Raw genomic sequence first — 13,455 nt, forward strand, 5'->3', positions numbered from 1 at the left:
CAACGTGCGAAGCGGCGGGAACTTGCGCTCGTGATCACATTCCTGTCATCGGCCGTAATTGTCGATACCAGCAACCTTCCGTCGGAGAAACAGGTATTCTGCGCGCACTTCAAGGCCGCATCAGGGAGGCCTCTCATACCACCAGTTCCACCGCCCAAACGTCACCCATACGATCAGTGGTCGCCAGATGCGCGCGCCTTGGATCTCGTGGGCGATAAATGGACGTTACTCATCATCCGTGATCTCGCCGCCGGGCCGCGCCGGTTCGTCGAGCTGCAACGTGTTCTGCCCGGGATCTCAACGGAGCAACTCCGTTCCCGGCTGAACCGCATGGTCGCGGACGGCCTGCTCACACGCCAGCGCTACCGCGAGGTACCGCCACGCGTGGATTATGAGCTGACGGAGCGTTCACGCGAGCTCATCCCCGTCCTGGGCGCGCTCGCGCAATGGGGCTACGACTGGACTTGGAGCGCTCCGCGCCCAGGCGAGGACGTCAACGTCGGCGCGATCTTCCGCCTGGCTCCGGGCATCCTGCAGCCGCCCGCGGGCCTCGAGGGAACGGTCGAGCTGATCGTCGAGGCCGAGGGTGACCAGCCGGAGCGTCAGTACCTGGTGACGATCAAGGGCGGTGGTGTCGAGGTCTCCGAGGTCGGTGGCGCGCAACCCACCGCGACCGTCCGCGGCACCGTGGCGGCATGGGTGCGTGCGCTCGGCCCCGAAGGCTCCACCGAATCGCTCCAGATCTCGGGTCGCGACGGCCTCGCCGGCGCGGTTCTCAGCGGCTTCGCCCGAAAGGGCACCGGCGCCGCTTCGGCGGCGGCGTAGTCCGCGCTCTGACCCAGCGGCACGCGCTGCAAGGCGCGTTGCCGCCGGTGTCCGTTGCCGGACAAAAGCGCTTTTAGCGGAGCAACGCGGCGCGGACGTCGTCCGCGGAACTTCCGTTCACCCGGATGATCTTGTCGCGCGAGGTCTGACCGCGGACAACCTCGACGGCCGACCCGGGCACGCCGACGGTCTTGGCCACGAACGCGCACAGCGCGGCGTTCGCCTTCCCGTCCACGGGCGGCGCGGTGACGCGGATCACGATCGCCTCGCCGCGCGCCCCGACGACCTCGTTCCGCTTGGATCGAGGCTGCAGTCGAATTGCCACATCAGCCATGAAGTGCCCGGGGTGGGACTCGAACCCACACGCTCCAAAGAACAATCGGGTTTAAGCCGATCGCGTCTGACCAATTCCGCCACCCGGGCCGGGACGGGAGTTTAGGCGCCCACAGGCAGTCGCTAGCCTGGGCAACGCCGCAACTTCCCCGCCTGCCGACGGTTCTCGCAGGTGGCAACGTTCTGCCGCTCTGTATTCGCTTGGAAGCTTCCGCTCTACAGCACTCTGGCCTGCACGGCCGCTCCCCCCTGCTGCGCCTGCAGTCGGATGAGCGCCTCGTCGCGCTGATCCGCCGTGGCAACCACGGGGCGTTCGAGGCCCTGGTCGCGCGCTACCAGTCGCGGCTGCTGGCGTTCTGCCGGCACATGCTGTCCTCGAAGGAGGACGCGGAGGACGTGCTGCAGGAGGTGTTCGCAGCCGCGTTCAACGCGATGCTGGCGGACGAGCGTGAGATCAACGTGCGGCCGTGGCTGTACCGGATCGCTCGCAACCGTTCCCTGAACCACCTGCGGCGCACGCAGGCGGTCGGGATGGACTCGATGGACATCCACCTGTCCGAGGGTGGGCTCACCACCGCCGACAAGGTGCACAAGCGCGAGGAGTTCCGGCTCCTGATCGCGGACGTCCAGGACCTGCCGGAAACCCAGCGCACGGCGCTGCTGCTGCGGGAGATCGACGCGCTCTCCTACGAGCAGATCGCCGAGGCGATGGAGACCACGGTCCCGTCGGTCAAGTCGCTTCTCGTGCGCGCCCGCGTCTCGCTCGCCGAGGCCGCCGAGGCGCGGCTGCTCTCCTGCGAGGAGGTCCGGATCGAGCTGGGCGAGGTCGCCGAGGGCCTCAAGCGCACGACCGCCCCGGTCCGCCGCCACCTGCGCACGTGCGAGCGCTGCGCGACCTTCCGCAAGCACCTGCGCACGAACAACAAGGCGCTCGCCGCGCTGTTCCCGATCGGGCCGCTGCTGATCCTCAAGAAGCTGCTGGTCACGAGCCATCTCGGTGGCGCGGCCGCCGCCACGGGCACGGGCGCCGCCGCGGGCGCGAGCACGGCCGGCGCCGGCGCGGCGCTGCAGGTCGGCTTCGGCACCGTCGCCTCCAAGGTCGGCGCGGGCCTCGCCGCCGCGGCGATCGTCACCGCCGGTGCCGTCGAGGTCCAGCACGCGACCAAGCCGACCGAGTCCAAGACGCAGGTCGCGAAGGTCGAGTCGGCGCCGAAGGCCGCCGCGCCCGCCGCCGTCGCGACCACCGCCCCGGTGCCGGTCGCCTCCTCCCCGCAGCCGATCACGGCCACGGACGAGCGCAAGATCCTCACCCCCGATCCCGGCAAGGACAAGGACGCGGCCGAGCCGAAGGCGACCGCCACGTCGACGCCGTCCGCCACGGGCACGCCGTCGGCCACCGGCACGCCCGCCGCGACCGGCACGGCCACGCCGACGGCCCCCGCCGCCGAGGGCCGCGGCGGCGACACCACGGCGCTGCCGACCGACACGCAGGGCACCGCCGAGACCGGCAACCCGACCTTCCAGCCGACCACGCCGCCGCCGAGCACCAGCACCGGCCCGGCGTTCGCGAACACGCCGCCGGCGCCGAGCCCGCAGCCCGAGCCGACCCCGACGTCGACGCCCGAGCAGACCGCGACGCCCGAGGCGCCGCCCGCTCCGGTCACGACGCCCGCGCCGGACGCCGGCTCGCCGACCCCGACGCCCGCCGCGCCCGAGCCGTCGTCGACGACGGTCGACGAGCAGCCGCCCGCGGGCGACGAGTAGCCCGCCGCGACGAACGCCGGCGAGCGCCGCCGACGGTCGCGTCGCCGCGGCAAGCGCCGATGCCCCGCCTGCGGTCGTCGCCCCGCCGCGTCGTCCGCCGACGGCGCCGAGTGCATCCCGCCGACCGTGCTCGCGTCCGCTAGTAGAGCGCCAGCGCCTCCGCGTGCTCGCGCTGGCGCGCCGAGGCCGGCTCGTCACCCGCCGCTTCCGCCAGCGGCAGCCACGTGAACGGGCCATCCCAGTCCGCGGTCAGCTCGCCCAGGCGCGCGTGCGCGGCCTCGTCGCTCACGTCGTCCGGCACCGCGAGGTGGCCGTAGATCCCGCGGCACGTCTCGCCGTCGACCTCGAGCTCGTAGTCGGTGCTGTAGCGGACGTCGATGACCCAGCCCTCCTCGCCGAGCGTCTTCGCGAAGGCGGCCCAGGCGTCGTCGCCGGGGTCCACGCCGTCGAACGGGTACGCGCGCCGCGGTCCTTCCGCCAGCACGTGCACGACCGGGAACGTCACCAGCTCGCCCTCGGCGGCGGTGCCGATCGGCCCCGCGTCGAACACGACCCGGTCGCCGGCGTGCTGGGGCTCCTTGCCCAACCCGACGTTGAGCACGCGCGCGCTCACGGGCCCGGTCCGCAGCGCCACCACGAAGTCGTCCACGGCGAAACGGAGTCGGACCAGCCCGTATTCCTCGTCGATCGGCCCGGAGTCGGACTGGAGCTCGATGTCGAGCGCGGCAGCCGACTCGCGCGCCGCGTCCCAGTCCCCGACGATCGTCGCCGGCACGAGCCGGTCCCAGTGATCGCTGTCGGTCACCTCATCGCCCGCGTGCTCGAGGACGCCGTTGCGGTGGACGAGCGCGGCGTCGAAGTCCTTGAGCTCCTCGCAGGCCAGCGCGGCGAGCCGGCGCGCGTTGAGCGCCTCCGGGTCGCGCTCGAGGATCAGCTCGCACAGCTCGCGGGCGCCCTGGCTGTCGTCCGCCCGGTACGCGGCGCGCGCGCCGAGCCACGCCGCGTGCAGCTCGTCCAGCGGCCGCACGCGCTCCGCGAGCGCCTCGACCTCCTCGCCGACCTCGCCCGCGTCGATCAGCGCGTGGCCGAACGTCGCCTGCGCGTCGACGTCGTCCGCGTGGGCGTCGGCGAACGCCCGCAGCACCTGCAGCGCGTCCTCGCGCCGGCCGACCGCGTGCAGGGCGCGGTGCAGCCCCCAGGCCACGGCCAGCTCGTCGGGCCAGCGCCGGCGTGCCGCCTCCAGCCGCTCGAGGTCCTGCTCCGGGCCGCTGCCCACGTCGGCCTGCCACGCCTCCAGGAACGCGTCGGCGGTGTCCGGCAGCACCGGCTCGCGCTCGCGCATCCGCTCCAGCCCGGCCGCCAACGCCCGGAGCTGCTCCTCCGCCCGCTCGGGCTCGCGCAGCCGCGCCGCCAGGGCACGCATGTCCTCGAGCGCCCGCTCCGCCGTCACGCGCGCGCCGCGCCACAGCGCGAGCCGCCCGTGGACTGCCCCGATCCGCACGCCGTCCCACGCGCGCCCGCGCTCGACCTGCGCCGCCACCATCCGCTCCAGCAGCCCGCCGAGACGCCAGTCGTTGGTGAACCGGCCACGCCGCACGAGCCGCTCGACGGACTGCACCCAGCTCCGCTGGTAGCGCGGCTCACGCAGCGCGACCTCCGGCTCGAGCAGCTCGTCGAGCGCTTCGTCGAGGCGCCCGAGCCCGATCAGCGCGTCCGCGCGCGACAGCCGGCGCCAGCGCGCGAACGTGTCGTCCTTCTCGTTCGGCCGCGGGCGCGCCGACTCGAGCGCCTCCTCGTAGCGACCGAGGCCGAGCAGCGGATTCGTCACGTCGGACTCGGCGTGGCTGAAGTCCCGCCCCGCCGCGGCCGCCGCGGCCCGCCCCTCGCGCGCGACCGTCAGCGCCTCCTCGTGACGCTCGAGGTCCGTCAGCGCCTCGACCTTCTCCACGATCATGCAGTGGAAGCAGTCCCAGGACGGATCGATCCGCTCCAGCGCCTCCTCGACCACCGCCAGCCGCTCGTGCGCGTAGCCCGGGCCGTCCGCGCCGCTGTAGGCGCGCGCGAGGTCCTGCACCGTGCACACCGACTGCGGGCACGCGCGGTGCTCGTCCTGGTGGCTGAAGTCGAGCGTCTCGACGGCGTACGGGACCTTCTCGAACCCGTCGCCCGTGGCCTGCAGGTGCCAGTGGCGGATGAAGATCTCCACCCACGGCAGCCCGGCCGAGCGCGCCAGCCCGAGCGCCTCCGGGACGATCGCCTCGACCTCGGCGTTCTGGTCGTCGAGCGCCGCCGTGGGGAGCCGCTCGATCAGCTCCGCGAGCCGCTCGTTGCCGCTCTCCTCGAGCTTCTCCTGCGTGTCCCACACCCAGGCCCAGATGTTCACAGCAGCCTCCTCACCGCATCGCCGACACCGCTCAACGCCTCCAGCAGGTCCACCCCGGCGCGGGTCTCGCGCTCGCCCGCCGCCATCAACGCGAGCACCGCGCGCAGCAGCCCGAGCGCGACCTCGACGTCCCGCCCGTCCCGCCGCGCCTGGAGCAGCGCGGCGATCGCCGGCGAATCCACGTTCACGTACAGCCGCGCTTCGTAGGTCCCGTCGATCGTCGCCGTGTGCGAGCGCGCGAGGTGCAGCGCGGCGGACGCGATCCGCTCTTGCGCCGCGTCCGCTTCCAGCCGCGCCTTGAGCTCCGCCTCGCGGTCCGGGACGAGCACGAACGGCATCTCGACCGGCTCGAAGCGCGCCGGAATGAGCTCCTGGCGCTCCTTCGCGAGCTGCTCGGCCAGCCAGCCCGCCTCCTCGAGCTCGACGCGCTGGAACAACGCGCGGTCGCCGGTCGAGGTGCCGAGCTCGACGACGTCGACGCCGTGCCGCGCGCACCAGCGCCGCACGAACGGCACGACGGCGTAGCGCGTCCCGGTGGCGATCGGGCGCTTGAGCGCGCGGAAGCGCATCTCCTCGAACCCGCCCGTGCCGAGCCCGACGTGCGCGCGGCCGTCGCCGCCGTCGACGAGCTCGCGCACGGTCAGCTCGCCCTCGCTCGTCGGCACGCGCAGGTCGGCGGCGAGCAGCGCCTCCAGCCCTTCGTCGGCGAGCGCGGCGCCCAGCAGCCCCTCGTTGTGGCGAGCGAGCACGCGCGACCAGGCCTCCGGCTGCTCGGACGCGACCCGCGCGAGCCCGGACACGAGCGCCTCGTGCAGCGCGGCCCGCGCCGCCTCCCACGCGTCGTCGCGTTGCAGGTCCTCGCGGCTGGCGGTCGGCGTGAGCACGTCGGACTCGACCGCACCGGAGACGAAGCCCGCCCAACGCGGCAGCAGGTCGCGGGCGTCGTCGTCGAGCAGCATCCCGCGCACGTAGACCGCGAGCCGCCGGTTGTCCCAGGAGCCGTACGTCAGCACGTCCTGGAGCCACAGCAGCCCGCGCACGCCGCCGCCGTCGACCTCGAGCGTGCACAGGGGCCGGAAGGACGGGTCCATCCGCTCCGCGAACGCCAGCGCCTGCTTGCGCGCCTGCACGGGATGGACGGCCACCGCTTCCCCGGTCGCCCGCCACGGCGGCGCGTCGGCGTTGACCGGCTCGCCGTTGACCTGCACCGGCACGCCGAGCAGCGCGCAGTAGCGGCCGACGATGCCGGCGAGCACCGCGGGGTCGGCCAGCTCGCGGTGGTCGGCGGTGAGCTTGAGCACGACCTCGGTGCCGACCGGCCGCTCCGCGCACGGCTCCACGCTGTAGCGCTCGCCGGTGGTGCTCGTGTACTCGTGCGCCGCGTCCGGCGCCTGGTAGGACGCGGTGCGCACGACGGTGCGCTCGCCGATGATGAACGCGGAGAGGAAGCCCAGGCCGAACTGGCCGATCAGCTCGTCCGAGCGCTCACGCAGCCCGCGCGTGTAGCCGACGCCGACCGTCGCGAGGAAGCGGTCGATCTCCTCGCGGGTCATGCCCGCGCCGTCGTCGCTGACGGTCAGCGTGCCGGTCCGCGGGTCCGACGTGACGTCGATCCGCCCGCCGCTGAACGCGGGGTCCTCGATCCGGCGGCGCGTGATCGAGTCGTGCGCGTTCTGCACCAGCTCGCGGACGGCGACCGCGGGCGTCGAGTAGAGATGGCCGCCGAGCACGGTCATCAGACCGGCGAGGTCGACCTGCGTGGATTGGAGCTCCGTGGTGGCCACGGAGTGTGTTGATGCCCCGCTTTGCGGTCAGTGAATCCGCGCGCCGAGCGGCACGTCGGTGTCGGGCGCGAGCAGGATCACGCGCCCTGCCTCGTCCGAGGCGCCGAGGACGAGCACTTCCGAGCGCACCGGGCCGATCTGACGCGGCGGGAAGTTCACGACCCCCACCACGCGCCGCCCGAGCAGCTCGTCGCGCGAGTAGTTCGTGATCTGCGCGCTGGAGCGCTTCTCGCCGAGCTCCGCGCCGAAGTCGATCGTGAGCTTCCAGGCGGGCTTGCGCGCCTCCGGGAAGTCCTCGACGCCGACGATCCGGCCGACGCGCATGTCGACGGCGGCGAAGTGGTCGTAGTCGATCTCGGTCATGGGCCCTCGGTGCCGAAGCGGAACGAGCGGTACGGCGTCTTGAGCTCACCGGTGGTGCCGACGTCGCGCGCCTTGTTCGCGCCGCCACCCGGCGTGGCCAGCAGCAGCAGCTTCACCCCGGTGCGCGCGCCGGGCACCGGCTCGGGCAGGAGCACCACGCGGCCGTAGAGGCGCGGTTTGCGGGAGGCGCGGAACGCGAGCGAGTACCCCGCGACACGGTTGATGCGCACCTTGCCTTCCTCGACCGGCTCGAGGTCCGGGAAGCGCTCCTTGAGGCGGTCGATCTCCCGCGAGGCCTCGATCGGCAGCACGCCGCCGACGTCGCCCTCGTAGGCGGGCAGCTCGAGCGGCTCGACGATGAAGTCGTCCTTGCCCTCGCGCTGGAGGTGGAACAGGGTGTCGTCCTCGACGCGCTGCATCGAGTCCGGGTAGCGCAGGTTGAAGGCGATCGGCTCGCGGACGACCGTGCGCGTCCCGTCCTCGGTCGACCCGCGCAGCAGGAGCACCGCCGCGGCCAGCACCAGCAGCGCCAGGATCGCGATCGCCACCCAGCGCGAGCGCGAGGGAAGACCTTTGAGCTCCTCCTGGAGCGTCGGGCGGTGTTCAGGCGCGACGAGCAAGCTCAGTTGCCGATGGAGAACAGGGCCTCGAGGTCGTGCTGCGAGAACGCCTCGAAGGCGACCATCGTCTCGGTGTCCTTGATGCCCGAGAGCGCGGAGAACCGGGAGGTCACGACGTCCTGCACTTCCTTCTGGTCACGCACCCGCAGGATCGCGACGAAGTCCCAGTGCCCGGTGACCGAGTACGCCTCGGCGACGCCGTCGACGTCGGCCAGCTGGCTGCCGAGCGTCGCCAGGCCCTCACGCTCGGCCTTGATGAGAACGACGGCGTGGGTCATTTGACGTGATGGGTGTCGCCGGGGTTGAGCACGTACACCTGCGAGTAGCCGGCCTGCTCGACGTCCTGCTTGAACGCCTGGGCGTCCGTCGCCACGAGCGCGAAGGTGTCGTAGTGGATCGGGATGACCTGCGACGGGTTGATGAACTCGACCGCGGTCACCGCGTCGTAGCGATCCATCGTGTAATGGCCGCCGATCGGGACGAGCGCGAGGTCGACCTTGTCGCCGCGCTGGCCGATCAGCTTCAGGTCGCTGAACAGCGCCGTGTCGCCGAGGTGGTAGATGAGGTGGCCGCCGTAGTGGATCAGCAGGCCCGCCGGCATGTGCGCCGTGCCGGCCGGTGACACCGCCGTGTGCCACGCCGGCACGAGCTTGACCCAGCCCCAGTCGAACTGGACCGTGCCGCCAAGGTTGGGGTCGCGCACGTCGACGCCGGACTCCCGGATCTCCGCGGCGAGCTCGACGATGGCGACGACGACCGCGCCGGTACGCGTGGCGATCTCGACCGTGTCGCCGAGGTGATCGCCGTGCCCGTGCGTGACCAGGATCACGTCGGCCGGGACCTCGTCGGGCTTGGCCGCGGCCTTCGGGTTGTGGTTCAGGAACGGATCGACGAGGACGTCGGCCCCGCCACCGGAGAGATGGAAGGCCGAATGGCCCAGCCACCGCACGTCTGCAGGCATCTAGCTGTCCTCCTTGTCGATCAGCTGGTGCGCGAGCTCGAAGCCCACCGCCGCCCCGATCATCATCGTGACGCGGATCTCCTCCGCGAGCAGCGTCTGCACGGCCTGGAGCCGTTCCTCGATGTCCGCCTTGCCGGCGGCCTCCAGCACCTGCGCGTGGTGCGCGGAGCCGAACCACTCGGCTTCGTTGAGCGCGATGTTGAGGATCCGCTGCAGCGTCGGGGCGTTGGCCGCCACGATCCGCTGGGCTTGGTCGAGCTGCTCGGGGTCGGTGAGCGCCTGGACGGCGGCTTCGACCTCAGCCTCGGTGTACGCACGGCGTTCGGCCACTGCAGGCCATCATACGAGCGTGATGGCTTTCTTCCGCCCGGCCGACCCGCGCGCGCTCGTCGGATGACGAGCCGCAAAGGCCAGGCGCGCCGCGCGCAGGTGGTCGACATCGCGCTCCATCGGTTCGCGGCGCACGGCTACCGCGGCGTGTCGCTGGCGACGATCGCGCAGGAGGCGGGGATCTCCGAGGCGGGACTGATCCACCACTACCCGACCAAGCCCGCCCTGTTGCTGGCCGTGCTCGATCACTACGAGGCCGGCTCGATCGAGCTGATGAAGGCGGCGCGGGAGACCTCCGACGGCTCGTTCACCGGCGCATGGCTGGCGCTCGCGGCCAGTCACGAGGCCGATCCGACCTACATCCGCCTCTTCACGGTCCTCGCCGCGGAGAGCGTGGCGCCCGAGCATCCGGCGCACGTGTGGTTCGTCGAGCGCTACGAGCGCGTCCGCGGGCGGATCACCGAGGCGTTCGCGGCCGACCAGGCGGCCGGCCGCATCCGCCCCGAGCTGAGCCCCGAGCTGTGCGCCCGCCAGCTCGTGGCGATGTTCGACGGGATCCAGCTCCAGTACCTGCTCGCGGGCGGGGCGCTCGACCTCGTCACCCCGCTCCGCGAGCTGCTGGACTCGTTTACGGACTCGTCGTCGAGAGCGTGAACGTCACCGTCCGGCTGTAGGTGCCGGTGCGCAGCGCGTCGTTGGCGCCGATCGCCTGCTTGAACGTGATCGGCACCTTGGCGTTGGCCACCGGCGCGGTCCACTGCGCCGTGCCGAGCTCCACCCGCAGCGGCTGCGGGAGGCTGAACGCGCCGTTGGTCAGGCGGCCGGGGTCGCTCACGCTCAGCGTCGCGTCCCCCGCGCTGGAGGTCACGGTCGCCTCGCTCGTCGCCGTGTACTCCTTCGCCACGCCCGGCTGGAAGGGCGCGAACGTGGCCGGCCCGCTCAGCGCGAGCGAGAGCGTCGCCGGCACCGTGCCGCCGACCGTCCCCGGTGTCTCGACCGACGCCGCGTAGGGCACGAGCGTGAACGTGTTGAAGAAGATCTCCGGGAACGGGTCGTTCGGACCGTGCTCGGCCGGGTTGGTCCACTTCGTCACGAAGTACAGGTCGTGCGCGCCCTGCGGCTTGCGCGCGTCGAGCAGGGCCGTCTGCACCTGGTAGATGCGCTGGAGCGAGGCGGCCGGCTTGGTGTCCGGCATCACGACGCTCGTGATCAGCGGGCCGGTCGGCGAGTCCGCGCGGACCTCCATCGTGCCGCCCGAGCCGCGCGAGCTGATGCTCATCCGGATCGCGCCGATCGTGGCGAGGTCGTAGTTGCGGAACATGAACCAGTGGCCCGGGCCCTGCATGAACGTCTGGCCCGTGTAGAGGCCCGTGCCCTCGCCGAGCGGGTAGACGTTCGTGGCCTGCGTGGGCGGGGAGTACTCGGCCGCGTCGGTGGCGGTGAGCGCGGGCGCGTCGCCGTTGCCGAGGTCGGTGTACGTCGCCTCGAGCACTGTGAACAGGTACAGGTTGCCGTTGTGCGCGGAGTCGCGGTCCGGCGTGACCGTGGCCGTGCAGTCGGCGCCCGGGTTGACCGTCACGTCCGGGTGCGCGTGCGAGTTGTGGCCGAGCGAGAGCGTCACGGCGATCTTCGTGCAGTCGGCCTTCGTGCCGTCCTCGGCGTCGCTGACCGCGACCTTGAAGGTGAGCGGCTGGCCGAGCGCGCGCGGCGTGCCGTCGGCGGGCGAGACGATCTTCACGACCGGCCGCGTGTTGCCGACCGTGATCGGGAAGTTCTGGATCGAGGTCGCGCCATTGGCGTCCGTCACCGTCAGGCGGGCCACGTACTGGCCGGCCGTCGTGTACGTGTGGCTCGCCGTGACGCCGGTGGCGTCGGCCGTGCCGTCGTTGGTCCAGTCCCAGCTGTAGGTGAGCGCGTCACCGTCGGGGTCGGTCGAGCCGGTCGCGTCGAAGCTGACCGTGAGCGGCGTGCCGCCGGAGTCCTTGTCCGCCTTCGCCTTGACCGTCGGACGGCGGTTGCCGGCCGCGTAGGTGACGCGGTAGAGCCCGGTGTCGTCGTTGTTGGCGCCCCAGCCGTTGCCGTAGGCGAGCACGTAGAGCGCGCCGTCGGCGCCGAACTGCATGTCCATCGGCTTCACGAACGTGTGCACCGGCAGGAAGAACTCATGGTCCTTGACGGAGCCGTCGCCGTTGAAGGCCGCGGTCGCGACCCAGTCCGTGGTCCAGTCGAAGAAGAAGTAGCGGCCGTCGAACCACGCCGGGAACTTGGACGTCGACGGGTTGCTCGCGTCGTAGGTGTACTTCGGCCCGGCCATCGCGCCGCCGCCGAACAGGTCCTCGAAGGGGGTCGTGGGCGAGCCCGCGCTGTAGGTCCACCACATCGTGCGCGCCGTGTTGTCCGGGATGTCGAGCAGGCCCGGGTTGACGAACGTGCCCGCGGCCGGGGTGAGGTTGTTCGGCGAGTTGTTGACGAGGTTGCCGCAGTCGTAGAAGCCGCGTGACGCGCCCGCGACGTAGTCCCAGTCGCCGTAGGGCTGGCCGGGCACGTAGCAATAGGGCCAGCCGAAGTTGGCGGGCTTGGTCGTGCGGATCATCGAGACGTGGCCGGCGGGCCCGCGCGTGGCGTCGGCGAGCGTCGCGTCCGGGCCGTAGTCGGCGAACCACAGCTCGCCGCTGGAGGTCGCGTCGCCGATCGTGAACGGGTTGCGCAGCCCCATCGCGTAGATCTCGCGCAGGGTCTTGCCGCCGCCGTCCTCGGCGCCGGTGAACAGGTTGCCCGCCGGGATGTCGTACGTGCTGCCCTCGCCCACGGTCGCGCCCGGCTCGCTGCGCGGATGGATGCGCAGGATCTTGCCGTTCGGGTTGTTCGTGTTGGCCGAGGTGGCCTGGGCGTCGTTGGCGATCTGGCCCGGGCGCTCGTCCATCGGCGGGTAGCCGAAGCTCGCGCAGCAGCCGGTGTTGTCGCCCGTGGCGATGTAAAGGTCGCCGTTGGGCGCGAACTCGAGGTCGCCCGCGCTGTGGCCGCCACCGGCGTAGGCCGGGTGCTGGACGTTGTAGATCGGCTTCTCGGAGGCGAGGTCGAGCGTGTCGCCGGTGAGCGTGAAGCGGCTCACGCGGCTGATTCGGCTGACCGCGTAGGCCGGCGCCGTCGGGACGTAGTGCGCGTAGATGTGGTGCGAGGTGGCGAAGTCGGGCGCCGCCGCGAGGCCGACGAAGCCCAGCTCGCCGGGCACGCCCGTCGCGAGCTGCCCGGCGACGACGGTGGTGCCCGTGGCGGGCTTGAAGAGCTTCAGGCGGCCGTCGCGCTCGGCGAGCAGGACACGCCCGTCGGGCAGCGTCTCGATCCGGATGCCCTGCGTGATGTTGCGGTCCAGCAGGCTGACCTCGAAGCGGTCATCCGCCGGGGGTGCACCTTGCGCGCTGGCCGTCGCAGGCACGCCGACGAGTGCCGTGGCTGCGAGCAGCAGCCCGGTCATGGTCCGTCTCACTTCTCCCTCTCCCCTTTTGCGTGAGTACCAGACCAAAGTACCGAGCGATCACTCGGTTTGACAAGTGGATACTCGGTATATATAACGAGTATCTAGATGCGTTTCCCGCTCCTCGCCTTGCTTGCCGGTGGACCCGCTCACGGGTACGAGCTCAAGCAGGCGCTGGAGCAGCGGTTCGGATCCGTGCTCCCGCCGATCAACGCGGGGCAGATCTACACGACGCTCTCGCGCCTGGAGCGCGACGGGCTGGTGGGCGACGACGCCGTCGCGCAGAATGGGCGGCCGAACAAGCGCGTGTACTCGTTGACCGAGGCCGGCCGCGCGGAGCTGGGCGGCTGGGTGGCCGACGCCACCCCCGCGGCGCGGCTCAAGGACGACTTCTTCATCAAGCTGGTGCTCGCCCGGGCCGCGGGGATCGCGGACCCGGCCGAGTTGATCGCCCGCCAGCGCGACGCCTACCTGCAGGCCCTGCGGGAGCTGGACGACGTCGCGCTTACCACCAACGGCGACGAGACCGCCGCGCTGCTGATCGAGGGCGCGGCCCTGCACCTCGAGGCCGATCTGAAGTGGCTGGACCTCTGCGAACAACGACTGGGGAGCTGACC

At 72.0% G+C, this 13,455-nt stretch carries 13 protein-coding genes and 1 tRNA gene; 4 read left to right on the forward strand and 10 right to left on the reverse strand.

The features are described from left to right. Window positions 1-30 precede the first annotated feature (30 nt). A complete protein-coding gene (locus OJ997_RS23575; protein WP_270027708.1) occupies window positions 31-825 on the forward strand; it encodes a winged helix-turn-helix transcriptional regulator in 795 nt (264 codons plus the stop codon). A gap of 73 nt (window positions 826-898) precedes the next feature. On the opposite strand, the gene OJ997_RS23580 is transcribed toward OJ997_RS23575, so the two are convergent. Then, window positions 899-1,159: a DUF167 domain-containing protein gene (locus tag OJ997_RS23580; protein ID WP_270027709.1), complete on the reverse strand. Its 261-nt coding sequence runs from the start codon at window positions 1,157-1,159 to the stop codon at window positions 899-901. A 4-nt stretch (window positions 1,160-1,163) separates the two neighbouring features. Continuing rightward, window positions 1,164-1,248: transfer RNA gene (locus tag OJ997_RS23585), tRNA-Leu, on the reverse strand. A gap of 111 nt (window positions 1,249-1,359) precedes the next feature. On the opposite strand from OJ997_RS23585, the gene OJ997_RS23590 reads away from it, so the two are divergent. Further along, on the forward strand, window positions 1,360-2,922 hold the full coding sequence (locus OJ997_RS23590; RefSeq protein WP_270027710.1) for an RNA polymerase sigma factor: 1,563 nt from the start codon (window positions 1,360-1,362) through the stop codon (window positions 2,920-2,922). 139 nt (window positions 2,923-3,061) lie between these two features. On the opposite strand, the gene OJ997_RS23595 is transcribed toward OJ997_RS23590, so the two are convergent. The 7 genes from OJ997_RS23595 to OJ997_RS23625 all read right to left on the reverse strand — a co-directional run bounded on the left by OJ997_RS23595 (window position 3,062) and on the right by OJ997_RS23625 (window position 9,363). Continuing rightward, on the reverse strand, window positions 3,062-5,305 hold the full coding sequence (locus OJ997_RS23595; protein ID WP_270027711.1) for a hypothetical protein: 2,244 nt from the start codon (window positions 5,303-5,305) through the stop codon (window positions 3,062-3,064). Next, window positions 5,302-7,041 carry an ATP-binding protein gene (locus OJ997_RS23600; protein WP_272600185.1) on the reverse strand — a complete coding sequence of 580 codons (1,740 nt, stop codon included), beginning with the start codon at window positions 7,039-7,041 and terminating at the stop codon, window positions 5,302-5,304. The genes OJ997_RS23595 and OJ997_RS23600 overlap by 4 nt, the downstream gene beginning before the upstream one ends. 75 nt (window positions 7,042-7,116) lie before the next feature. After that, window positions 7,117-7,452, reverse strand: coding sequence for a tRNA-binding protein (locus OJ997_RS23605; protein ID WP_270027713.1), 336 nt, complete (start codon window positions 7,450-7,452; stop codon window positions 7,117-7,119). Next, entirely contained in the window at window positions 7,449-8,072 is a 624-nt protein-coding gene (locus tag OJ997_RS23610; protein WP_270027714.1) for a hypothetical protein, read from the reverse strand. The genes OJ997_RS23605 and OJ997_RS23610 overlap by 4 nt, the downstream gene beginning before the upstream one ends. Before the next feature lie 2 nt (window positions 8,073-8,074). Further along, window positions 8,075-8,350, reverse strand: a complete 276-nt coding sequence (locus OJ997_RS23615) for an Lrp/AsnC family transcriptional regulator (RefSeq protein WP_270027715.1) — start codon at window positions 8,348-8,350, stop codon at window positions 8,075-8,077. Beyond that, on the reverse strand, window positions 8,347-9,033 hold the full coding sequence (locus OJ997_RS23620) for a metal-dependent hydrolase (RefSeq protein ID WP_270027716.1): 687 nt from the start codon (window positions 9,031-9,033) through the stop codon (window positions 8,347-8,349). The genes OJ997_RS23615 and OJ997_RS23620 overlap by 4 nt, the downstream gene beginning before the upstream one ends. Continuing rightward, window positions 9,034-9,363, reverse strand: coding sequence for a hypothetical protein (locus tag OJ997_RS23625; protein ID WP_270027717.1), 330 nt, complete (start codon window positions 9,361-9,363; stop codon window positions 9,034-9,036). It lies immediately after the preceding gene. Window positions 9,364-9,426: 63 nt separating this feature from the next. Here OJ997_RS23625 and OJ997_RS23630 point away from each other — a divergent pair, with 63 nt between their 5' ends. Then, window positions 9,427-10,017, forward strand: a complete 591-nt coding sequence (locus tag OJ997_RS23630) for a TetR/AcrR family transcriptional regulator (protein ID WP_270027718.1) — start codon at window positions 9,427-9,429, stop codon at window positions 10,015-10,017. Here the strand turns inward: OJ997_RS23630 and OJ997_RS23635 are convergent. Continuing rightward, window positions 9,992-12,838: a PQQ-dependent sugar dehydrogenase gene (locus tag OJ997_RS23635; protein WP_270027719.1), complete on the reverse strand. Its 2,847-nt coding sequence runs from the start codon at window positions 12,836-12,838 to the stop codon at window positions 9,992-9,994. The genes OJ997_RS23630 and OJ997_RS23635 overlap by 26 nt on opposite strands. A gap of 108 nt (window positions 12,839-12,946) precedes the next feature. On the opposite strand from OJ997_RS23635, the gene OJ997_RS23640 reads away from it, so the two are divergent. Next, window positions 12,947-13,453: a helix-turn-helix transcriptional regulator gene (locus tag OJ997_RS23640; RefSeq protein WP_270027720.1), complete on the forward strand. Its 507-nt coding sequence runs from the start codon at window positions 12,947-12,949 to the stop codon at window positions 13,451-13,453. Window positions 13,454-13,455: the final 2 nt, after the last annotated feature.

The organism is Solirubrobacter phytolaccae, from assembly GCF_027587195.1.
In the GTDB taxonomy this organism is placed as follows: domain Bacteria; phylum Actinomycetota; class Thermoleophilia; order Solirubrobacterales; family Solirubrobacteraceae; genus Solirubrobacter; species Solirubrobacter phytolaccae.